General features: G+C 37.4%; 20 protein-coding genes, 1 tRNA gene and 2 pseudogenes. 10 read left to right on the top strand and 13 right to left on the bottom strand.

Features of this window, described 5'->3' with window-relative positions; genetic code table 11:
- Positions 1 to 14: 14 nt before the first annotated feature.
- From torC to HC728_RS11680, 3 genes and pseudogenes are all read right to left on the bottom strand, one after another.
- Entirely contained in the window at positions 15 to 1193 is a 1179-nt protein-coding gene (gene torC / locus HC728_RS11690) for a pentaheme c-type cytochrome TorC (RefSeq protein WP_017020309.1), read from the bottom strand.
- 57 nt (positions 1194 to 1250) lie between these two features.
- Positions 1251 to 1427, bottom strand: a complete 177-nt coding sequence (gene torE, locus HC728_RS11685) for a trimethylamine N-oxide reductase system protein TorE (RefSeq protein ID WP_012534944.1) — start codon at positions 1425 to 1427, stop codon at positions 1251 to 1253.
- Positions 1428 to 1759: 332 nt separating this feature from the next.
- Positions 1760 to 2068: pseudogene (locus tag HC728_RS11680) on the bottom strand (DUF1289 domain-containing protein).
- Between the two features lie 83 nt (positions 2069 to 2151).
- Between HC728_RS11680 and HC728_RS11675 the strand changes: the two are divergent.
- Complete coding sequence (locus HC728_RS11675) at positions 2152 to 2670, top strand: DUF2058 domain-containing protein (protein WP_012535642.1); 519 nt, start codon at positions 2152 to 2154, stop codon at positions 2668 to 2670.
- A gap of 4 nt (positions 2671 to 2674) precedes the next feature.
- Complete coding sequence (locus tag HC728_RS11670) at positions 2675 to 2851, top strand: DUF2986 domain-containing protein (protein ID WP_065597398.1); 177 nt, start codon at positions 2675 to 2677, stop codon at positions 2849 to 2851.
- Between the two features lie 65 nt (positions 2852 to 2916).
- On the opposite strand, the gene yjjG is transcribed toward HC728_RS11670, so the two are convergent.
- The 5 genes from yjjG to HC728_RS11645 are packed head-to-tail and all read right to left on the bottom strand — an operon-like array spanning position 2917 to position 7634.
- A complete protein-coding gene (gene yjjG, locus HC728_RS11665) occupies positions 2917 to 3603 on the bottom strand; it encodes a pyrimidine 5'-nucleotidase (protein WP_012535622.1) in 687 nt (228 codons plus the stop codon).
- A gap of 10 nt (positions 3604 to 3613) precedes the next feature.
- Positions 3614 to 4708 (bottom strand): molybdenum ABC transporter ATP-binding protein ModC, encoded by a 1095-nt coding sequence (modC, locus tag HC728_RS11660; RefSeq protein ID WP_065597400.1) that lies wholly within the window; start codon positions 4706 to 4708, stop codon positions 3614 to 3616.
- Positions 4709 to 4711: 3 nt separating this feature from the next.
- Positions 4712 to 5401: a molybdate ABC transporter permease subunit gene (gene modB, locus HC728_RS11655; protein WP_005422234.1), complete on the bottom strand. Its 690-nt coding sequence runs from the start codon at positions 5399 to 5401 to the stop codon at positions 4712 to 4714.
- Positions 5398 to 6135, bottom strand: coding sequence for a molybdate ABC transporter substrate-binding protein (gene modA / locus HC728_RS11650; RefSeq protein ID WP_017020312.1), 738 nt, complete (start codon positions 6133 to 6135; stop codon positions 5398 to 5400). The genes modB and modA overlap by 4 nt, the downstream gene beginning before the upstream one ends.
- 11 nt (positions 6136 to 6146) lie before the next feature.
- Complete coding sequence (locus tag HC728_RS11645; protein WP_065621856.1) at positions 6147 to 7634, bottom strand: cobyric acid synthase; 1488 nt, start codon at positions 7632 to 7634, stop codon at positions 6147 to 6149.
- Positions 7635 to 7825: 191 nt separating this feature from the next.
- On the opposite strand from HC728_RS11645, the gene HC728_RS11640 reads away from it, so the two are divergent.
- From HC728_RS11640 to HC728_RS11625, 4 genes and pseudogenes are all read left to right on the top strand, one after another.
- Entirely contained in the window at positions 7826 to 8206 is a 381-nt protein-coding gene (locus tag HC728_RS11640; RefSeq protein ID WP_012535384.1) for a YgiW/YdeI family stress tolerance OB fold protein, read from the top strand.
- An 80-nt stretch (positions 8207 to 8286) separates the two neighbouring features.
- Positions 8287 to 8826 carry a hypothetical protein gene (locus HC728_RS11635; RefSeq protein ID WP_011263176.1) on the top strand — a complete coding sequence of 180 codons (540 nt, stop codon included), beginning with the start codon at positions 8287 to 8289 and terminating at the stop codon, positions 8824 to 8826.
- A 263-nt stretch (positions 8827 to 9089) separates the two neighbouring features.
- Positions 9090 to 10523: pseudogene (locus HC728_RS11630) on the top strand (transglycosylase SLT domain-containing protein).
- Between the two features lie 90 nt (positions 10524 to 10613).
- Complete coding sequence (locus tag HC728_RS11625; RefSeq protein WP_190395526.1) at positions 10614 to 12032, top strand: lytic transglycosylase F; 1419 nt, start codon at positions 10614 to 10616, stop codon at positions 12030 to 12032.
- Between the two features lie 70 nt (positions 12033 to 12102).
- Here HC728_RS11625 and HC728_RS11620 read toward each other — a convergent pair whose 3' ends face one another.
- From HC728_RS11620 to nrdD, 4 genes are all read right to left on the bottom strand, one after another.
- On the bottom strand, positions 12103 to 12753 hold the full coding sequence (locus tag HC728_RS11620) for an ATP-dependent zinc protease (protein WP_005422227.1): 651 nt from the start codon (positions 12751 to 12753) through the stop codon (positions 12103 to 12105).
- A 64-nt stretch (positions 12754 to 12817) separates the two neighbouring features.
- A complete protein-coding gene (locus tag HC728_RS11615; protein ID WP_005422226.1) occupies positions 12818 to 14005 on the bottom strand; it encodes an amino acid aminotransferase in 1188 nt (395 codons plus the stop codon).
- Positions 14006 to 14095: 90 nt separating this feature from the next.
- Positions 14096 to 14566 (bottom strand): anaerobic ribonucleoside-triphosphate reductase-activating protein, encoded by a 471-nt coding sequence (gene nrdG / locus HC728_RS11610; RefSeq protein ID WP_017020316.1) that lies wholly within the window; start codon positions 14564 to 14566, stop codon positions 14096 to 14098.
- Positions 14566 to 16686 carry an anaerobic ribonucleoside-triphosphate reductase gene (gene nrdD / locus HC728_RS11605; protein WP_012535347.1) on the bottom strand — a complete coding sequence of 707 codons (2121 nt, stop codon included), beginning with the start codon at positions 16684 to 16686 and terminating at the stop codon, positions 14566 to 14568. Before nrdD ends, nrdG begins: the two co-directional genes overlap by 1 nt.
- Positions 16687 to 16926: 240 nt before the next feature.
- On the opposite strand from nrdD, the gene HC728_RS11600 reads away from it, so the two are divergent.
- Complete coding sequence (locus tag HC728_RS11600) at positions 16927 to 17820, top strand: metal-dependent hydrolase (protein ID WP_233651386.1); 894 nt, start codon at positions 16927 to 16929, stop codon at positions 17818 to 17820.
- A gap of 61 nt (positions 17821 to 17881) precedes the next feature.
- Here HC728_RS11600 and HC728_RS11595 read toward each other — a convergent pair whose 3' ends face one another.
- Positions 17882 to 19051, bottom strand: coding sequence for a tetratricopeptide repeat protein (locus HC728_RS11595; RefSeq protein WP_005422208.1), 1170 nt, complete (start codon positions 19049 to 19051; stop codon positions 17882 to 17884).
- A 388-nt stretch (positions 19052 to 19439) separates the two neighbouring features.
- Between HC728_RS11595 and HC728_RS11590 the strand changes: the two genes are divergently transcribed.
- The 3 genes from HC728_RS11590 (at position 19440) to HC728_RS11580 (ending at position 21211) form a co-directional block, all read left to right on the top strand.
- A complete protein-coding gene (locus HC728_RS11590) occupies positions 19440 to 20396 on the top strand; it encodes a TerC/Alx family metal homeostasis membrane protein (protein WP_065640148.1) in 957 nt (318 codons plus the stop codon).
- Between the two features lie 144 nt (positions 20397 to 20540).
- On the top strand, positions 20541 to 21038 hold the full coding sequence (locus HC728_RS11585) for a RimK/LysX family protein (protein WP_005422204.1): 498 nt from the start codon (positions 20541 to 20543) through the stop codon (positions 21036 to 21038).
- Positions 21039 to 21120: 82 nt separating this feature from the next.
- A tRNA-Ser gene (locus tag HC728_RS11580) sits at positions 21121 to 21211 on the top strand.
- The last annotated feature ends 19 nt before the right edge of the window (positions 21212 to 21230 follow it).

Here is a 21230-nt window from a genome sequence, read left to right as displayed (position 1 = left end):
ACTCCAATTAATTCTTAGTGTTTTTCGTCAGAAAAATCTGAAGAGTGTTTTTGTAGGTATTTCAATACAAGTGACTTGCTGTCTGTATCGAAGTTAACGAATGCCATCATACCGTCAAACATACCAGGCCATGTATTTGAATCGAAGTGTGCTTCTGCTGGCTGTGTGTGACATACAGAACAGTTAGTTTTGTATGATTCTTCAGCTTTTTGCCAAACCGTTGTGTAATCAGGCATGAAGTCTTCTTTCTTCATCCATAGATTCACAGTAACACGCTGCCAAGGTAGACCTGTTAATTCATCTTCTTTAGTTTCAAATTTCTGAACAAATTTGTCGTTTTGAGATACGCTCTTAAGTAAAGAACCTACAGCGATGTTCATACCAAAATCTTCTTGGATAACACGACCGAAGCCTTTAACTTTACGCCAACCGTCAATTGCAACTTTCATTGCATCGCCTTTCTCTTCAAGTACAGTAACTTGAGATGCTGGGTTTAATAGACCTGCTTCAATAGTTAGTTTTTCATCTTCATACATTGGTAAGTGACGAACAGAAACGTAAGTTTGGCCATCTTCATACTTAGTATTGCCAGCAAGTTGAGTTAGCTCACTGATCATGCCACCAGAGCTGTCCATGTTTGCTGGAAGTTTGTGTGCAATACCTTTGTGACAGTCAACACAGCTTTGATCTCGTTCTTTTGCACCTTGCATTTGAATACGAGCCGTTGGCTGCATTTTAGAGAAATCCATGCCGTCGTAGTCGTGACAGTTACGACATTCAAGAGATTTGTTTGCGCTAAAGCGATCCCACTCGTGTTGGGCTAAGATGATACGACGCTCTTCAAATTTTTCTGGAGTATCAATAAAGCCGAATACGTGAGCAAATACTTCTTTACTTGCTTGCATTTTACGAGCAATTTTTGAAGTCCAATCATGTGGAACGTGACAGTCTGGACATGTCGCACGTACACCTGAACGGTTTTTATCGTGAATAGTACCAGCGTATTCTGGTGCAATATTGTCTGCGTGACAGCTTACACAGAATTCTTCTGTATTTGTTGCTTCTAAAGCAGTGTTAAAACCACCCCAGAAAATCACCCCCGCAACGAAACCACCAAGGGTTAAAACACCCAAGCTGATGTGAACACTCGGACGTGCAAAAACAGCCCAAGCTTTTTTAAGTAATGACATCATAATTGTATCTCTTCTAATAATTCTAAATCGTTAGTAACAGCATTCTTTATATAAGAATTAACCGCCGTGACCTGGCATTCCAAAAAACAGCATCTGCATGAACCATACAGAGAAACCGTAAGCACCAACCACACCCACACTTAAAATTGGGAAAAGAACAACTGTGATGAAGAAAAATGCCTTCCATTCAGAAGAGCGTTGATTTTCATCGCCTTGCTTTACTACATTGCTCATAATTATATTCCTAGTTATTTTTCTACTGTTTAAATATAGAAAATGTTAACAACTTGTCGAACCTATTTGCCGTAAATTTTAATCCCTCATAAATAGTGCTTCAATTAAATTTTGAAGATAAGTCCTTTTATCCACTACTTTTTTGAGCTCATCCAGAGATATATTTAATTGAAAAATTAAATGTAAAAATATTAATAGATGTGACAAATTAATTTTATGTAGTAATTGTTAATAATGTTAATTACCACTTAAGAGTAGGCGAAAAAAAAGGGGAATCAAATTGATCTACATCAATATTTTAACACCATTTCGTATTAAGTGGCACGTAGAATTTAGGCTACAGGCTTTTTAGCTAAACAATGACGGCACAGACATACTGACGGGTCAGGCATAAGATTTACACTGCGAGGTTCTAGCTCAAAACACCAGCATGTTTCTTTTCCCATTTTAATATCACATTGCGCTGACTCACCACACTAGGGGCATAAATGTGTCTGTATTTCACCATCAAGAATCCCCATAATCTTGTCCCTCCCCTCATCACCTAAATCTCGCCATTCCAGAACTTCTTTCATAGTGCGCTTACATCCAATGCAAATACCACCTTCATTTTTACACGCTGCACGACAAGGGCTTTTCATCTAACTTCTCTCTATATCTTTAAATCCCAGACAACTCATGGGATAATCATTTCAATTCTGCAAATATCAATTAGGAACAACATATGGCACTGAGCTTACAAGAGCAAATGCTAAAAGCTGGGTTAGTGAACCAAAAGAAAGCAGCAAAAGCAAAAAAAGCATCTAAAAAATCAAGAGTTCAAAACCGTGAAGCAAAAGCCGCGGTTGAAGCAAATAAACTTGCTCAAGCAGAAAGAGACAAAGAGTTAAGCCTGCAACAGAAACAAGAAAAAGAGCAAAAAGAATTAGCCGCTCAAATTAAGCAACTAATTAGCGTAAACAAAATTGATCGTACACATGGTGATATCGGTTATAACTTTACTGATGGTACGTTAGTGAAGAAAATTTATGTTGATAAAGCAATGCAAGATCAACTAGTTGCAGGTCGCCTTGCTATTGTGAACTATAATGATGATTACGAAGTCGTTCCCGCTGGTGTTGCTGACAAAATCACACTTCGTGATGAGTCTATCGTAGTATTAAATAACGTTATTTCTGAAGAAGAAAAAGACGAAGATGACCCATACGCAGAGTTTGTTATTCCTGATGATTTAATGTGGTAATTCGATGAGTCGTAAAAAGAAAGTTAAAGACGCGATTTTAAAAAAGCACCGTAAAAATCAAACCAAACAAAGTCGCGCAAACAAACCTAAATATATCTCGAAAGCAGATAGAGATAAAATGGAACTTGAAGCAGAACAAACGACTGAAAGTTTGACAGACACAACAGCTTCTGAAGACTAAGTAATCTCAACTCAGTATAATAAAATAAAAGCCCCTAGGAGCTACACTCTAGGGGCTTTCTTATATCACGATGATGATGACATTAATATTGTCTTTAAATTAGCTAATGAAGTGACATCATAAGTTGGCTGTACGCCTTCAGGACATGACTTACTATGAACATTAAGCCAACATGTATCGATGCCAGCATTCATTCCACCTAGTACATCAGAGTCTGGATTATCCCCAACCATCAATACACGCGCTAAATCAACCTCACCCATCATTGAAAAGCTATGTTCAAAAATACGTTTGTCCGGTTTTGCTACGCCTACTTGTTCAGAAATAACAATGAGTTCAAAATAATGACTAAATTCGGTTCTCTCTAAACGAATTTTTTGTAACTCTGTAAATCCATTAGTAATGATCCCCATTTTTACATTATTTGCTAATAACGTATCCAATAAATCACGCGCGCCATCTAACGGTTCACATATTTCAGCCATCGCCATCATAAACGCACTATTCATTGCTTTTGGCGTAACACCGACTTTATTAGCCCAATACTCAAAACGAGTCTCTTGTAATTGCTGCGCGGTAATTTCATTATTTTGATAATCTACCCACAGTGGCTTATTCACTAGCTGGTATTCAATAAACTCTTCTTTACCAAATTCAACACCATAGCCAGCAAACATTCGTTGCAAACCAGCAAAAGCGTCAAAGTGAAACAAGGTTTCATCTGCATCAAATAAGATCCATTGGTACTTCATTATGTTTTCCTTATTTTGAACATAGATCAGACTGTGTCACACTGACCCCTTTAATTTGAGCGAACCAAGACTGCCCTATGTCTAACTGCAACTCATCACGTGCCCAAGGTGTAATATTTGCCCATAACACATGACCCGATAAATTTAACTTTACCGCAACAACATCATTCTCTTTATCTTCAGTAAGATCTTCAATGACAACCGGAAGAATATTACGGATTGAACTATATTGAGGCTGCTGTTTAATGAGCGAGACATCATTAGCGCGGATACGCAAACGAATTTTTCTTCCCTGTTCAATACAATTACAAGGGGACTTAACCCAAATACCTTGCTGGCTGTTATTGAGTGTCACTTTGGTCATAGGATGATCTGAATGTAGTTCTGAAATCGTTCCTTCCAGTAACGCTGAATGCTCTGAAGCATTTAACCACGGTCTCATTAATGGAGAGCTCCAAACTGAGGTAATATCACCGGATAAACTGACTGCTCCTTGATTTAACAGCACCATATTATCAGCTAGTCGTAAAATCTCATCTAAGCTATGTGATACATAAAGGATTGGAATTTTAATCTCTTTTGCAAGGCGCTCTAAATAAGGCATGACTTCATGCTTTCTTGGTAGATCTAGAGACGCTAATGGTTCATCCATAATTAACAGTGCAGGTTCAGATAAAATTGCTCGTCCGATAGCTACGCGTTGTTTTTCACCACCAGATAAAGAATGTGGGTAACGAGCCAATAAGGATTCAATATCTAATAACTTCACTACATCGTTAAAATGCGGTGTTCTTTTTCCACCACAGCCATACAGTAAATTACCTTCGACTTTATAATGAGGAAATAAACGAGCATCTTGAAACACATAACCGATATTACGTTTTTCTGGCGGCATCGATACTCTTGTTTCTGAATCAAATAAAACACGATTATTTAATGTAATACGGCCCTCTTCAGGAGAAGTTAATCCGCTAATCACATTGGCAAGTGAGGACTTCCCAGCACCAGAACGCCCAAAGATCGCACTGATACCAGAAGAAGGAAGTGATAATTTAACGTCTAATAACAAATCACCAAGTTGTTTTTTTATATCAATCACTAACATGACTTAACCCATCAACTTCTTTTTGCTTGCACGAGCCAAAAATTCAGACAATAGCAATGAGATTAAAGCGACAATGATTGAAATAACACACAAGCGTGCCGCTTCCATCTCTGCTCCTGGGATCTCAATATAACTGAACATCGCAAGGGGTAAAGTACGTGTTTCACCCTCAATATTAGAGACAAAACTGATGGTTGCCCCAAACTCTCCCAAGCTACGAGCGAAAGCTAAAACGGCTCCAGTAAGAATACCCGGTAGCATCAAAGGAAGCGTGATAGTAGAAAAAACTTTAAAGCGTGAAGCACCAAGAGTTCTTGCCGCCTGTTCCAATTTTTGGTCAACGGATTCTAACGCTAAACGAATAGCACGAACCATTAACGGCAAAGCGACAATCGCGGAGGCTAAAGCGGCACCTTTCCAATTAAAGCTAAAGGTTAACCCAAACCACTCATAGAGCCATTTACCAATAATACCCTGTCTCCCCATTGAGATAAGCAATAAGTATCCAATAACAACAGGAGGTAATACCAAAGGCAAATGAATAATACCATCTAGTATGGACTTTCCTTTAAAGTCACAACGCGCTAATAGCCAAGCGAGCAAGATCCCGATGGGCAATGAAAAGCTCACCGCAATTCCTGCGATTTTTAAGCTTAATAATAGCGCTTCTATTTCATAATCTGTCAGTATCATTTGAAAGGGGTAAATCCGTATTTCATAAATCGACTTGTTGCATTTTCAGACAATAAATAATGATAAAAATCTAACACATCTTTCGATGATTTATCTTTAACAATGGCGATTGGGTAAACAATCGGATCATGCGATTCATTAGGAAATTCCTCAACAATCTTAACGCCTTTTGAAGAAAGCGCATCGGTTTTATATACAATACCTAATGGCGCTTCATCTCGCTCTACAAACAACAATGCTGAACGAACATTATTTCCTGATGCGATTCGATGACTAACCGACTCCCAACGCTTTTGGTTCTCTAAACTTTGCTTACCATAAATACCTGCTGGAACATGCCTAGGATCTGCCATAGAAAGACGCAGATCTTTTTGTTGAACAAACCACTGCCATGAATCCACTTTTGGCGTGCTTTTTGAAGCAACGAGTACTAAGCTATTTTTTAATAAATCTCGATTTGTGTTCGGCTCTATTTGATCCTGATTTACTAAATAATCCATCCACTTAGTATTAGCGGATAAATAAATATCAGCAGGAGCTCCATTTGCTATCTGGCGAGCAAGAGAAGATGAGCCAGCATAACTTACACGAATTTTATTTCCAGTTTGGCGTTGGTAAGCATAAACAATATCATCCATTACATTCGTTAGTGATGATGCGGCATAAACCGTCACATTTGCAGAAGCAAAAAATGTACTCATCATTAAAGTTAAAAACAGCATTATTCGTAACATTAGTGTTCCCTTTAATAAGCTTTATTCTTTTCAAAAACATCAGGCCAAATTAATGATAAATCTAAACTTTCTTCCATTGATTTTGCAATACGCTCAATGGCCTCTTCTTGGATATCGTGCATATTAATTGCTTGGCATTTTTCTAATCCAGCCCATGTTAAAATCGCCTCAAATGCTTCTGGTTCATCAAAAACACCATGTAAGTACGTACCAAAAATAGAGTTTTCACTATTAATAGTACCATCATATCTCATCGCATCTTTTGTATGAATACTGATTGGTCTATGCTCTTGTCCTAAGTTAGTGCTCACTCCTGCGTGTATCTCATATCCTTTCACTTTTACAGCACTTTGGTTAGGTAATACTAACTTTCCTTCCACTAAAGTCAGTTGCTTTTGTTTTTGTAATTCTGTCGAAATAGATAAATACCCTAACCCTTTAATACTACAAGGAGCCCCTTCAATACCAAGTGGGTCAGCAAGATATTCACCAAGCATTTGATAACCACCACAAATTCCCATCACTTTCCCGCCATAACGTAAATGACGTTCAATATCTTTATCCCACCCCTGTGCCTTTACGTAATCTAAGTCGGCCTGAACCGATTTACTGCCTGGCAAAATAATAAAGTCAGCGCCAGATAAAGACTCCCCTTTCCCAATAAATTGCAAATCAATATCTGGATGTAAACGTAATGGGTCAAAATCCGTATGATTACTGATACGAGTAACGACTGGTACTTTAACTACAAACTTACCTTTATCCAGTTGTTCGCTTTTTATCGCATCTTCAGCTTCTAAATTTAAGCCATACAAATAGGGAATGACACCCAATACAGGCTTACCCGTTTTTTCTTCCAACCATTCAAGTCCCGGAACGAGAAGCGAAATATCACCTCGAAAACGGTTAATAACGAAACCTTTTACCCGAGCTTGCTCTGATTCAGACAATAAAGCTAATGTGCCATAAAGATGAGCAAATACTCCACCACGATCAATATCGGCGACAATGATTACAGGAACATCAGCCGCTTCCGCAAATCCCATATTCGCAATATCATTTTCACGTAAATTTATCTCAGCGGGGCTCCCTGCTCCTTCAATAACGACGCATTCATAGTTATTAGATAAATAAGAAAATGATTCTAATACATACGGCATTGCCAATTTTTTATAATCATGAAACCCCCACGCATCCATGGTTTCAATCGCCTTTCCTTGAACAATGACTTGCGCGCCAATATCTGTATTTGGCTTGAGTAAGATAGGATTCATATGAACATGCGGTTTAACCCTTGCTGCATCAGCTTGAAGAGCTTGAGCTCGGCCGATCTCTCCACCATCTTCTGTTACCGCGCTATTTAGCGCCATATTTTGTGGTTTAAAAGGGGCAACTTGGATCCCTTTATTGGCAAGTAATCGGCATAAGCCTGCCACTAGAACTGTTTTTCCAGCATCTGATGTGGTTCCTTGAACCATCAAAGGAGAATATTTACGCATAATTCCATCTAAATTCATAAAATTTTTAAGAACAAGAATAATAACATCAATCGATTATCGCTTCTTGTTTAAAAATGAATGGAATATGAACATATCCCTCACGCTAGATTCAAACTGTATTTGCTTTAATAGAGGCATCTAAACGAGACAAGTACTAGGTACTAGAAATTATTTTAAAAAAGGAAGCCATTATGAAAAAGACAATTATCGCAATCACAGCAGCTCTAATCCTATCTCCTACTATCGCTCTTGCTGATGGTGGACATAATAAAGATCATAACTCTCGCACTTTTAATTATACAGGACCGGTTGAAACTACAACGGTTGCCGAACTATTAACTGATACAAGTATGTTTGCAGAGCAAGACGCTATTATTGATGGAAGAATCATCCGTCACATTCGTAAAGACAAATATGTATTTACTGATGGGACAAAAGAAATTCAAATTGAATTAGATGATGATATTTCACAGCCCACGGCAATCAATGAAACAACCAAAGTTCGTATCTTCGGGGAATATGAAGGTGGTAGTACACCAGAAATCGAAGTAGAACGAATTCAATTACTATAAAACCCCCTCTCCTTATAAACTGGCCTGCTTTTTGCAAGCTTTTTTATAGATAAAATTCATGAATATCAGGTTATAAGGTTATGGCATCTACAAAATTCATCAAAAAAGCGTTTTTATTAGCAACAGCGCTATCTTCTTCGACAGCAATGGCAAATAACTTTCCTTATAGCTTTTTTGAAGCACGAATTGGAACCAGTCCTGGTACTTATGGGGTTCAAGTTAACCAACAATTCACTGAAAACTCTCATTTGATAGCAAAGGCAGATACTAAATTTTCTGGCGATTGGGATATTAGCGGTGGTATTGGTTTTAACGGTCCAGTTAACGAATTTTCTGATATTTACGGCCAATTATTACTACACAACGTGAAAGATAAAGGAAGCGATAAGTTTGGCGACGAAATGCTTACCGAAATTAATATTGGTTTCCGTGTATGGTTAATGCAACAAATTGAAGTTGGTGCACAATACGGTCAATTGTTTGATAGTAACGACAGCAAAAATATTGGTAGTGTCCATTTCCGATTCCACTCAACAGAGCAATTATCTGTGGGTGCAGAAGCCAAATTCAATGGCGTATATGGTGGACAAATGATGATGACCGCTCGTTTCACATTCTAACCTCCTTTTAACGAACATAACCATCTATATAAGTCAGCAAGAAACTCGCTGACTTATATTTACCAAACAAATAATCAATCTCATCTCTATAATTCTTACTTTCATAAAAAACCTCAAATAATCATAAATTAAACACTTAATTGTAGCTTAACTCATCCTTGTCGTCTCAAAAGTAAAACGACATAAAAACAACAAAATAACGCCTTGTTTTTAACGAAATGGAAACATAACTTGTAATCATGTTGTATCATGGATGACAAACTATGAATCTATTCCATAAGTTATTTTTTACTCTACTTATATTACCTATAAACGCTGAAGCACTTGAGCTAGCCCCTCTAAGTAACAAATCCTATAAAGGTGATTACAATGAGATATCAAAAAAAGGCGTAATTCGTGTTCTAGTTTCAATGGAAGTAGGCTTTTACCAAGTAAGTAATGGTAAACCAATCGGAATAATTTCAGAGTTTCTCTCACACTTTGAACGTCATTAAGCGAAAAAAAATGACCACACTCATATTCGAATTATTCCCGTTTCTGATGACGATTTAATATGGTCATTAAAAGCAGGGTTTGGCGACATTGCCGTTGGTCACTTAGCGATCACCAAAGCTCGATTACGTCATATTGATTTTAGTACTCCCACAATAAAAGACAGTGAAGAGTGGCTAATCACAGCTAAAGGACACGCCCCTATCACTGAACTAGCCGACCTTTCAGGTAAAGAGATATGGGTAAAAGGCAGCTCCAGTTACTTTGAGACACTTCAAAACATTAATGAACAATTGACATCAAATAATATGGCTCCTATGGATGTTCATTTTTTGGAAGAATCATTAGGTGATAATGAAGTTCTTGAGATGGTTGAAAATAAATTATTGCCAGCAACCGTAATAGAGAACTATCGAGCAATACTATGGAAAAAGATCATTCCTAACATTCAATATCATGAAGAATTCCCATTAAAACAAGATATTAATATCGCTTGGGCAGTACGAAAAAATAGTCCTCAACTAACTAATGTCGTAAATCAGTACATTACTAAAATAAAAAAAGGGTCATTTCTAGGCAATTTGATTTATAAGAAATACCTTAATGACGAAAAATGGTTAGCGAAAATTCTGCAAACCGATAATATCGATAAGCTTTACGAGTTATCTGATATATTTAAACACTACTCTAGTATGTACAACTTAGATTGGCAGCTAACCTCAGCCTTAGCTTATCAAGAGTCGAGATTGGATAATAAAGCCGTATCTCATAAAGGCGCTGTTGGAATAATGCAAGTTCTACCTAGCACAGCAAAAGATAAGCATGTACAAATAGACAATATTTATACCTTAGAAAACAACATACATGCAGGTATTAAATATTTAAGCTTTGTGCATAAACGATATTTTGATAAACCAGAAATATCAGCAGATAATCAACTCTACTTCTCATTGGCGGCTTATAATGCAGGTCCAGCTAAAATAAGACGCATTCGAAAAAAAGCGCAGGAACAGGGCTATGACCCTAATGTCTGGTTCAATAATGTGGAATTAATGGCGCTGAAGTATATCAGTAAAGAACCCGTTCATTATGTATCAAACATAAGTCGTTACTATGTGATTTATAAACAAATAGTTCAGTTAAAAGAACAAAAAGAGCAACGTAATGCGTTAAATAAAGCCACATTCGACTTTGATAATATCTAATATAAATCGAGAGCATAGAATGAAGAGGACTTGAATTTCAGCTAATTTCAACATAAATTGTTAATACACTGTTAAACAAGGACTCATAACATGGATCGTTTACGTCACGTTTTCTGGGTATTATTACTGCTTCCTCAGCTTGCTTTTGCAATAGAGCTTTCGCCGTTAACTCAAACGCCTTATGTTGGCGATTTGAAAGCACTAGAGAAAAAAGGAACGATACGAGTATTAGTATCTGCTGATCTTGGCTTTTACTACATAGAAAAAGGGCAACCGAAGGGGATCATTGCCGAATTTCTTCATCATTTCGAATTACATTTACGCAAAAATAAAATTCGCGTTAATGTTCAAGTCATCCCTATCCCACGGGATGACTTATTTACCGCTTTAGAACGAGGCTTTGGTGATCTTGCCGTTGCTAACCTAACGATTACCCCGCAACGACTTCAATTTGTCGATTTTAGTGATCCTGTGATCAGCAATAGCCAAGAGTGGCTCGTTAGCTCACCATCTACACCTCCTTTAGATTCTCTAGAAGATTTATCGGGTAAAGAAGTATGGGTTAGACCAAGCTCAAGCTATTTTGAGAGCTTACAGCGAATTAATAAGCAGTTATCTTCCCAAGGGATCTCCCCTATCAATGTTCAATTCTTAGAAGAAAACTTACAAGACTATGAATTAATGGAAATGCTCAACCAAGATATTTTACCAATTACGGTTATCGATAGTCATAAATCTCGTCTTTGGTCTCAAGTCATGAAGAATATCACCATATATGAAACTCTTCCGATTAGAGAAAACGCCAATATTGGTTGGGCAATGAGGAAAAACAGCCCTCAATTAAAAACAGCAGTAAACAAGTACATTAGAACCATTCGACAAGGCTCTTTTTTAGGTAATGTTATTTATAAGAAATACCTTGCTAACACCAAGTGGCTAAAAAAAGCAGTAGACCCTGAAACAGTAAAACAATTTAAAAATTTAGCCGCGCTCTTTGAACAATATGCGGATAAATATGAATTTGATTGGTTAATGATTTCAGCTCAAGCTTACCAAGAGTCCAAATTCAATAACCGTCTTGTCTCACACATGGGTGCTGTTGGGATCATGCAGGTGTTGCCTAAAACAGCCAAAGAACCTTACATAAATATCAAAAATTTTAGAGAGCTAGAAAACAACATCCATGCCGGTGTTAAGTATATGAACTTTGTACATAAACGTTACTTTTTAAAACCAGAGATAACAGAAGAGAACCAAATGTACTTTTCTTTAGCTGCTTATAATGCAGGTCCGGAAAATGTTCGTAAAATGCGTAGAATGGCAATAAAACATGGATATGACCCTAATATTTGGTTCAATAACGTCGAGATAATGGCAAGAAAATACGTAAGTAAAGAGCCTGTTCACTATGTTGCAAATATCAGTCGCTATTACGTTATTTATAAGCAAATAGCTCAACTTCAAATCCACAGAGAGCAACGAAACGCTGCTACTTATAAACTCTTTTAGATATGGCAAAATAAAAACGCCCACATAATTGTGGGCGTTTTTATTAATAATGTATCAGTAGAAAAACACGTTATTTCTCTACTTTCACTTTAGGTTGAATAAACTTTTTACTGACATCAACAACAGCTACATCACGAAAGAAAGTTCGACCAAGTAACACAGGGAATGTCATATGCGTACGATCATTCAGAGTGAATTCAGTTTTGGTTTTTAAATCACCAATTTGAACCCAAGCTTCAATTACAGGACGATCAGTTCGTTTTTCTGTACTTGATTGTCGAATTGTCACGATACGAGATACAGGAGACTCAAACTCTTTGGTTTCTTTTTCATTATGAGCTAATTTAAATTTAACCCAATCCTTACCATCACGCTCAAACATTTCAATATCTACAGCTGAAATAGAAGACGTTGTTGCCCCTGTATCTATACGAGCTTTAGCATTGTGATTAATGGCTTTAATGTAAATCCATTCTTCTTCACCTAACAGCAATTTTCCATCCGCCGTTTTTAACTCATTTGCTTCTGGTTTAACTGGAGGTTTAGGATCTACTTGCGGTTTTTGCTCTGGTTTTACTTCAGGCTTTGTTTCTGGAGTAACAGGTTGCTCTACCGATGGATTCGTTGCTCCATCAGTTTCCGACGTTGTTGTAGCCGTCGACATACAACCAGCAAGTAGTATAGGTAAAAGTAACGTTGACCATTTTTTAGTTATCTTCATTCGTTTTCCTTTACGGTTTATCTGTTATATTTCATTAGTATAGTTAATATCTCTAATTTTTCTGTTACTTATTTGCAACAGAGGCAACAGATTTAGCAATATAATCAATGTGTTTTTCTTGCATTCCTGCAATATTGATTCGCCCATCTCCAACGGCGTAAATACCATGCTCTGATTTTAAAGATGCCATTTGCTCTGACGTAAAACCAATTACTGAGAACATGCCTTTATGCTGTTCAATAAAATCAAATGCCTCTGATTGCGTTTCATTACGCAGTGCTTCACATAAGTTAGTTCGTAAACCAACTAAGCGTTTTTGCATCTCATCCAATTCAGTGCGCCACGATAACGTTAATTGCTCATCATTTAAAATTCGACCAACAATCGCAGCACCATGATCTGGTGGCATAGTGTAAGTTGCACGAGCCATCTGTAGTAGTTTCGCTTTAGCATTCATTGCTATCTCAATATTGCCTGCGATCACCATAGCCGCCCCCGTTCGCTCACGATACAAACCGAAATTTTTCGAGCACGATGTTGCTATGAACATTTGAGGTACACGGTCTGCCATAAATCGTAAACCAGCTGCATCAGCTTCTAATCCATCACCAAATCCTTGGTATGCGATATCAACAAAAGGAATAAAACCATTTTTTAATGCTAACTCTGTAATAGCAATCCAATCCGAAAGACGAATATCTGCACCAGTTGGGTTATGACAACAACCGTGCAGTAAAATGATATCTTTAGGACCCGCTTTTGCTAAGTCAGCAAGCATAGCTTCGCTATCCACCTGTTTTGTCAGAGGATTGAAATATGTGTAATGACGAACTTTAAGACCTGCCGCTTCCATCACTGGTTGATGATTAACGTAACTTGGATTACTTATCCAAACTGTTGCATCAGGTTCTGTTGATTTAATTAAATCAGCAAGCATGCGTAAAGCCCCACTCGCACCTGGAGTTTGAATTGCAGAAACACGCTCATAAGCAGAGGTGTCACGTAACAGTAAATCAACCATGCTTTGATTAAAAACTTCACAACCAGCAAGACCAACATAAGCTTTTGTGGTTTGCTCTGCTGCAATAGATTTCGCCGAATCGCTTACGGCTTTCATGATTGGTGTTAAACCTTGATCGTTACGATAAACACCGATACCGAGATCGACTTTATTATCGCGATCATCGGCTCGATATTCGATAGAAAGAGAAAGAATGGGATCTTTAGCAGGAGTCGCTATATTTTGCAGCATATTTTCATATCCTTATGATCTGTAATGTATTTAAGTTACCATTCAGATAGGAAAATATCACGTTTTATTGTTTAGATTTTTACAATTTTCTCACAATACATTGAATGTATGAATAATCTGATTGCTGCTACCACGCCAATCTAATGATGGATCAGCCTTATCTTGTTCAAAACGACCATCAATTAACGTATCAATTAAGTCAACGATCTCTTTTTGTATTGGATTTAGCTCACTTAAGGTATAACCCGTCCACATCCAAATGTCTTTACTTTCACATTCAGATTTAACACGTTTTACTAGCTTAAGAATAGATTCACAGTTCATTGGATGAAGAGGATCGCCGCCCGACAGTGACAACCCTCTACGTGGAATACGTGTATCATTCAGATCAGCAATAATCTTATCTTCTAGCTCTTTAGTAAAAAGATGTCCTGAATTTGGATTAAGTGTGGATTTGTTATAGCACCCTTTACAGTTGTGCTCACAACCTGAAACGAACAGGGTACAACGCGTACCCGGTCCATTAACCACATCAATTGAATGATATACGTGATAGTTCATTATAAATGTTTCACTCGACGTTGAACTTCTTCTTGTTTACCGAAGTTAAATGGACGAGCATCAGGGCTACCTAAATAACCACACACACGACGTGTTACTGATACTTTCGTTGAGTCATGGTTTCCACATTTAGGACAAGTGAAACCTTTACTTGTACATTCAAATTCACCAGTGTAACCACATTCGTAGCACTCATCGATCGGTGTATTTGTGCCGTAATAAGGAACACGCGTATAGCTGTAATCCCATACGTTTTCTAATGCTTCGATGTTACGTTGCATGTTCGGGAATTCACCATAACAAATGAAACCACCACTTGAGATTTCTGGGTATGGCATTTCAAAGTCAATCTTATCGTATGGATTCACTTTCTTCTGTACATCTAAATGGAAACTATTTGTGTAGTAACCTTTATCTGTCACTTTATCAATCACACCAAATTGTGTGTTATCAAGCTTACAGAAACGAGAACATAGGTTTTCACTTGGAGTACCGTATAAACTAAAACCAAAGCCAGTTTCTTTTGTCCATACTTGAACAGCGTCTTTTAGGTACTGAATAATTTCTAATGCTTTAACTTGAAGCTCAGCATTATCATATAAGTGATCATCACTACCAAATAGTGCTTCGATAGTTTCATGTACACCAATGTAGCCAAGCGATACAGACGCACGACCGTTTTTAAAGATATTAATGATGTCATCATCTGGTTTTAGACGAACACCACACGCCCCTTCCATGTAAAGGATTGGAGCAACACGAGCTTTCACGCCTTCTAAACGAGAAATACGTGATTCTAACGCACGACGACATAGCACTAAGCGCTCATCAAGCAATTTATAGAATGTATCTACATCACCTTTTGCTTCAATCGCAACACGAGGTAAGTTCAAGCTCACCACACCTAGGTTATTACGACCATCGTGAATTTGCTCACCGTTCTCTTCATATAAATCTAGGAAGCTACGACAACCCATTGGCGTTTTAAATGACCCCGTTACTTCAACTACTTTGTCATAGTTAAGGATATCTGGGTACATGCGTTTTGACGCACATTCTAATGCTAATTGTTTAATATCGTAGTTTGGATCTGCTTTTTTATGGTTTAGACCATCACGAATAGCAAATACTAATTTAGGGAATACCGCTGTTTTACGGTTTTTACCTAGACCTGCAATACGGTTTTCTAAAATAGAGCGTTGGATCAGTTTTGATTCCCAGCTCGTACCTAAACCAAAGCCGAATGTTACAAATGGTGTTTGTCCGTTTGCTGTATGTAATGTGTTTACTTCGTATTCAAGCGATTGGAATGCGTCATAACATTCTTTTTCTGTTTGAGCTTGAGCAAAAGCTTCAGCATCAGGAATGCCCCATTTTTCAGCAAGCTTTAACGCTTTTTCATAACTCACAGTTACGTAAGGCGCTAAAATTTCATCAATACGGTTAATCGTAGTTCCGCCATAAATATGACTTGCTACTTGTGCAATAATTTGTGCAGTTACGGCAGTTGCGGTTGCGATTGATTTTGGTGTATCAATTTCCGCATTACCCATTTTAAAGCCACCAGTTAACATGCCTTTTAAATCAATTAGCATACAGTTAAACATTGGGAAAAATGGTGCGTAATCTAAATCGTGGTAGTGGATCTCACCACGCTCGTGAGCTTGTACAATATCACGAGGTAAAATATGACGAGTTGCGTAGTGCTTAGCAACAATACCCGCTAATAAATCACGTTGAGTTGGAATCACTTTACCGTCTTTATTTGCGTTTTCATTCAGTAACTCAGCATTACTTTGTTCAATCAGACCACTAATTTCCTTATTTAGTACGCTGATTTTTTCACGAGCAATATCTCTATCATGACGATATTCAATATAAGCACGAGCAAGCACTTTATGTGGTCCTTGCATTAATTCGTTTTCAACCAGTTCTTGAATCTGGCGAATGCCCACTTCTTGTTGTCCCTGTAATGCAATCTCAACAGCATGAGCAACTAATTTAGCGTAACTCTCTATCTCAGGAGTCACCTGCTCTGAAGCACCTTTTACAGCGTCAATTATACGAGAACTTTTATATGCTGCGCGACTTCCATCTCGCTTGATTACAGTTATATTCACAGTGACTCCAAATACTAAATAGTGGGGGTGTTGAACTAGCCAACACAAGATGTGGTGTATTAGGCTCGATCTGAGAATAAAATACTTTGATCTAGATCAATCTAATTTTATGGGTGATTCTACTTTCACCACTGCTTTAAGATTGTTCTCACTTTCGTTGCAATGTATGAAAATGAAACATTTTTTTGTGTGCTAAGTGGTAAATTTTTAATTAAACTGCTTGCGATTTCTGGAGGACTTATGAATCAACGAATTACTCGAACACTGATTTTTTTAATGCTTACTTTTAGTACATTTTCAAGCTATGCGATCACATTATCGACATGGAATATGGAATGGTTAACGCTCTCGCCTTCTGAAAAATTTCGCTCATCAGATCGAAGTCAACAAGATTTTGAGCAGCTAAATTTTTACTTTTCGCAATCCAATAGCAAAATTTTAGCTTTTCAAGAAGTCGATTCAAAAGAAGCAATCCAAAGAATAGTGGGAAATGATTATAAAATTTACCTCTCTGATCGTTCTTTAAACTCAAAACTTCAGTTTACCGACATAAATCAATACACAGGTTTCGCCGTTCATCAGTCAATCCCTGTTATAGATCCTAATGATTTTTCATTATTACCAAAGAAAAAAACCAGCAAGTTGCGTTATGCCACTTATATTGTGGCTGATATAGGCAATCCATCACGTCCAGTACACCTCTTATCTGTGCATCTAAAATCTGGATGTCTAGGACAAAAAAAGAAAAATTATTCGTGTTCGACGTTAAAGCAACAAACTGATGAAGTAATAGAATGGATTAACTCTCGTGAAGCCAATAATGAAGAGTATCTAATTTTGGGGGATTTCAATCATACTCTTGCGCATCCGAGAAGCTGGTTATGGAAGAATATAAAGAGTAATACTTCTGATACACCATTATTACTAACTGAAGATACAAAAGCTCGTTGCACAGTTAAGCAATGGAAACGAGACTGGCCTAAGTACACGACATTCACTCGTTTGATCGATCACGGCATTACAAATATCTCGAATCGTTCTTTCCAAGTGACTCAGCAACAATTTACGGAAGCCGATGTCAAAAAATATCAACTGAGTGATCATTGCCCTATTTTATTTGAAATGAATAATTAACTCTCTTTTATTAAACATATAAAAAAGGAGCGCACCTTGCGCTCCTTTTACATATGTAGAATTAAAACTTCGCCCCACTATCCATTTTAGTTTGACTAAAATTCATCGGTTCTTTTGTTTCTTCTTTTTTCTCAGTTACTGAAACCACATCTTCTACATTGTCTGCTGTAATCTCATTTTCAGTAGCTGAAGTATTTGACTCTTCTCCAACCATAAATTCATTTTCATCAGGAAAATAACTTTCTCGTTGATACAGCTTATCCAAAGATTTAATAATGGCGTGCTTTTTAAGCTTACCTTTACTCATTTTTTCATAAAGTGGTTTTGCCATGCTTTGTAAGCCAATTACCGCATCAACCCCGACTAAATGCCCGACATGATCTCGTCGAGAAACTGCGGCTTCAATGCCATTTTTAGCAGCAAGCCATAACCAGATATAGGCTATTGAATTACCTTTTTCATTGGTATCTGCCCCCATTTCACCAGCGAAATATTGCGCTTTAGCATCACCAGATTCAGCTGCAACTTCTAACCAATATGTTGCTTTCTTCGGATCCACAGCAACACCTCTTCCTTCAGCGTATTGCTTACCGATACGGATCTGCGCTTCAACATTATCAAGCATCGCTGCTCGTAGATTCCATTCCGCGGCTAATTTTGCATTCGGTTGCGGGTTAGCTTCTGCAACATACCAATCGGCAATAAACAATTGTGCAGGGATATGATTAGCTTCTGCTGCTTCTGTTATCAACGCAATGCCTTTTTCAATATTGGCCTCAACGCCTTTACCTTGTAAAAACGCAATGCCAAGCGCTAATTTATCCTCAGGCCCACCTTCTTCAGCCGCAACCACTTTCCCCCAAAATGTCGATTTCTCTCTTAATTCAGGGTTATCACGACGACTATCACATAAACGAATAACAGAACGAATAGCAATACTGTTGTTTAAATTGGCTGCCATTTCATACCAATGTAGCGCTTCTTCAAAATTACTCATTTCTGCTTCTTTAGCTAAAAAGAGTTGAGTTGAAATATGCCCGGTTTGCGCTTTATATACCCGCTCTTGTCTTTCTGCTGCTCGAGCTTCTGCAAGCGCACGACGATAAGAGCTCTCTTCAAGCTCTTTTCTTTTTTCTATTTTCTTCTGTTTTTGATTCGCAAAGAAAAAGTTGATACATACAATTGCGAGTAAAATTAACAATCCTACGACTGCTATTTGAATCCAATTCATCCGACACCATATTCTATTAAATTTAGTTACCTTTTTTATTATCGACATAAATGTTAAAAACATAAAAAAAAGTTTGTGATTTCCTCCTAATTTTCAGCTTATTATCAATTTTCTCGATAAATAAATTTCCTACGACTATTTTTTGTTTGAATTATTTAAAGATCGGGATTACTATCCAGATCATTGGGGAGTAGTCACAAGATTTAATACTTAATCTTGTTCAGATATCGTCATCCCGAAGCTTCGGCTTCCGGTATCTGTAAGTGGGCAAAGGTTGCCAATCGCTTTGACAAGACCAAAACCATAACATTAATTTTTATTGTTTGTGGTGGAAGGTCTATGCTCTTTATTCATGCCTATTCCTTTCGCCTCTATTTAAGGAATACTTATGTCACCGTTAACTTGGGAACTTTTTGGTTTCGTTGTTCTCGCTATGTTCGCTCTTGATCTATTTCAAACAAGAAAAGATACACCAAGCCTTAAAAAAGCATTAGTTTGGTCTTTATTCTGGTTTGTTCTTGCATTTATTTTTTGTGCTGTCATTTATCTTTACTGGCCATTAATGGCTCCAGAAAGTAGTTATACACGCACCGATGCTAGTGTTGCTTTCCTTACCGGCTATTTGCTTGAAAAAATGCTAAGTGTCGATAACCTTTTTGTTTTCGCATTAATTTTTAGTCAATTCGCCGTTCCAGAGTCAAGTCGTCCACGTATTCTGTTATGGGGTATTATTGGTGCCCTTGCTTTACGTGCAGTGATGATTTTTGTTGGCGCTGAATTATTAGCTCAGTACCACTGGATCCTATACATCTTTGCTGTATTCCTAATCATTACTGGTGTGAAGTTGTGGTTTGCAGATACAGAAGAAAACAGTGATTTTGCATCATCAAAATTGGTTATGTTCTTTAAAAAGCACATCCCATTTGATGACAAATACCATGGCAATCAACTGTTTGCTAAAGTAAGCGGAAAAACAATTGCAACACCTCTATTACTAGTGGTTATTGTAATTATGTTTACCGATATTATGTTCGCTTTGGATTCAATACCTGCAATTTTTGCGATTACACAAGAGCCATTCTTAGTGTTTGCTGCAAATGTGTTTGCACTATTAGGTCTACGTTCATTGTATTTTGTTCTTCAAGGTATGCTTGATAAGTTCTGCTACCTGCAACCTGCATTGGCATTCATACTGAGCTTTATCGGTATAAAAATGTTCTTGGTTGGTACAAAATACGAAGTTCCAACGGTCATCTCATTATTAACGATCGTTGCAATCATTACCTTAGCGATCATCGGTTCTATTTATAAAAACCGTTCTCAGCAACAAGAAGTACAAGATTAAAAAAACTCTTAAGGCGATAGCGATAGTTATCGCCTTTTTTATATTTACTATTCAAACTTTTTACACAAACCTGAACTCCTTTCCAAAATAAACGTCTACACTTCATCCTTATTGAACTTTATTTTTACTTACATAAAGGTTGTTATGAACAAAGCCATTTTATCTATTAGCCTATTGTTACTATCATCTTCTGTTTTTGCTCATGAAAGTTGTTCAAATAAAACCATTGTTGGACAAATTGAAACTATTCACGTTGATGAACTTAATACCGATTATGAAGCTCGTATCGATACAGGTGCAGCAACAACGTCAATTCACGCAACCAATATCCAAATAATAAACCAAGAAGATGAAAGTGATGATATGCGTGATCATCTTGGTGATACTGTTAAGTTCACAACTTATAACGAAGACAACGTTGCAACAGAACATACTGGACGAATCATTAAAGTAAGCAAAATCCGAAATGCACAAGGTGTAGAACGTCGATACGCAGTACGCATGCATTTACGATTCAATGGTGAAGAAAAGAAAGTAGCCGTTAACTTACGTGATCGCAGTAAGCTCGACTATAAATTACTTATTGGTCGCAACTGGTTAGAAGGCGATTATTTAGTCGATGTCGAAAAAAATGCAGAATAACGTTTATTTTTTAAACGCTTAAACTCTTTTTTCAAAAAAGTACTTTACTTAAAAACTAAAGATTACTATTATTCACCGCGTTGGAGGGATGGCTGAGTGGTCGAAAGCACCGGTCTTGAAAACCGGCAAGGGTTAATAGCCCTTCTAGGGTTCAAATCCCTATCCCTCCGCCACTTTCGAGATTCAGATAGA

It is taken from the genome of Aliivibrio sp. S10_S31 (assembly GCF_014694495.1).
Taxonomy (GTDB): domain Bacteria; phylum Pseudomonadota; class Gammaproteobacteria; order Enterobacterales; family Vibrionaceae; genus Aliivibrio; species Aliivibrio fischeri.
Note: the sequence above shows the minus strand (reverse complement) of the source record. Positions and strands in the feature narration are given on the sequence as shown.

Excerpts from the sequence above, each read along its gene's own strand:
- modB (WP_005422234.1), bottom strand. The coding sequence starts at position 5,401 with ATGATACTGACAGATTATGAAATAGAAGCGCTATTATTAAGCTTAAAA.
- HC728_RS11645 (WP_065621856.1), bottom strand. The coding sequence starts at position 7,634 with ATGCGTAAATATTCTCCTTTGATGGTTCAAGGAACCACATCAGATGCT.
- modC (WP_065597400.1), bottom strand. The coding sequence starts at position 4,708 with ATGTTAGTGATTGATATAAAAAAACAACTTGGTGATTTGTTATTAGAC.
- HC728_RS11585 (WP_005422204.1), top strand. The coding sequence starts at position 20,541 with ATGAACAAAGCCATTTTATCTATTAGCCTATTGTTACTATCATCTTCT.
- HC728_RS11675 (WP_012535642.1), top strand. The coding sequence starts at position 2,152 with ATGGCACTGAGCTTACAAGAGCAAATGCTAAAAGCTGGGTTAGTGAAC.
- torC (WP_017020309.1), bottom strand. The coding sequence starts at position 1,193 with ATGATGTCATTACTTAAAAAAGCTTGGGCTGTTTTTGCACGTCCGAGT.
- HC728_RS11595 (WP_005422208.1), bottom strand. The coding sequence starts at position 19,051 with ATGAATTGGATTCAAATAGCAGTCGTAGGATTGTTAATTTTACTCGCA.
- torE (WP_012534944.1), bottom strand. The coding sequence starts at position 1,427 with ATGAGCAATGTAGTAAAGCAAGGCGATGAAAATCAACGCTCTTCTGAA.
- modA (WP_017020312.1), bottom strand. The coding sequence starts at position 6,135 with ATGTTACGAATAATGCTGTTTTTAACTTTAATGATGAGTACATTTTTT.
- HC728_RS11615 (WP_005422226.1), bottom strand. The coding sequence starts at position 14,005 with ATGCTGCAAAATATAGCGACTCCTGCTAAAGATCCCATTCTTTCTCTT.
- HC728_RS11620 (WP_005422227.1), bottom strand. The coding sequence starts at position 12,753 with ATGAAGATAACTAAAAAATGGTCAACGTTACTTTTACCTATACTACTT.
- HC728_RS11600 (WP_233651386.1), top strand. The coding sequence starts at position 16,927 with ATGAATCAACGAATTACTCGAACACTGATTTTTTTAATGCTTACTTTT.
- nrdG (WP_017020316.1), bottom strand. The coding sequence starts at position 14,566 with ATGAACTATCACGTATATCATTCAATTGATGTGGTTAATGGACCGGGT.
- HC728_RS11640 (WP_012535384.1), top strand. The coding sequence starts at position 7,826 with ATGAAAAAGACAATTATCGCAATCACAGCAGCTCTAATCCTATCTCCT.
- HC728_RS11670 (WP_065597398.1), top strand. The coding sequence starts at position 2,675 with ATGAGTCGTAAAAAGAAAGTTAAAGACGCGATTTTAAAAAAGCACCGT.
- HC728_RS11635 (WP_011263176.1), top strand. The coding sequence starts at position 8,287 with ATGGCATCTACAAAATTCATCAAAAAAGCGTTTTTATTAGCAACAGCG.
- HC728_RS11625 (WP_190395526.1), top strand. The coding sequence starts at position 10,614 with ATGGATCGTTTACGTCACGTTTTCTGGGTATTATTACTGCTTCCTCAG.
- HC728_RS11590 (WP_065640148.1), top strand. The coding sequence starts at position 19,440 with ATGTCACCGTTAACTTGGGAACTTTTTGGTTTCGTTGTTCTCGCTATG.
- yjjG (WP_012535622.1), bottom strand. The coding sequence starts at position 3,603 with ATGAAGTACCAATGGATCTTATTTGATGCAGATGAAACCTTGTTTCAC.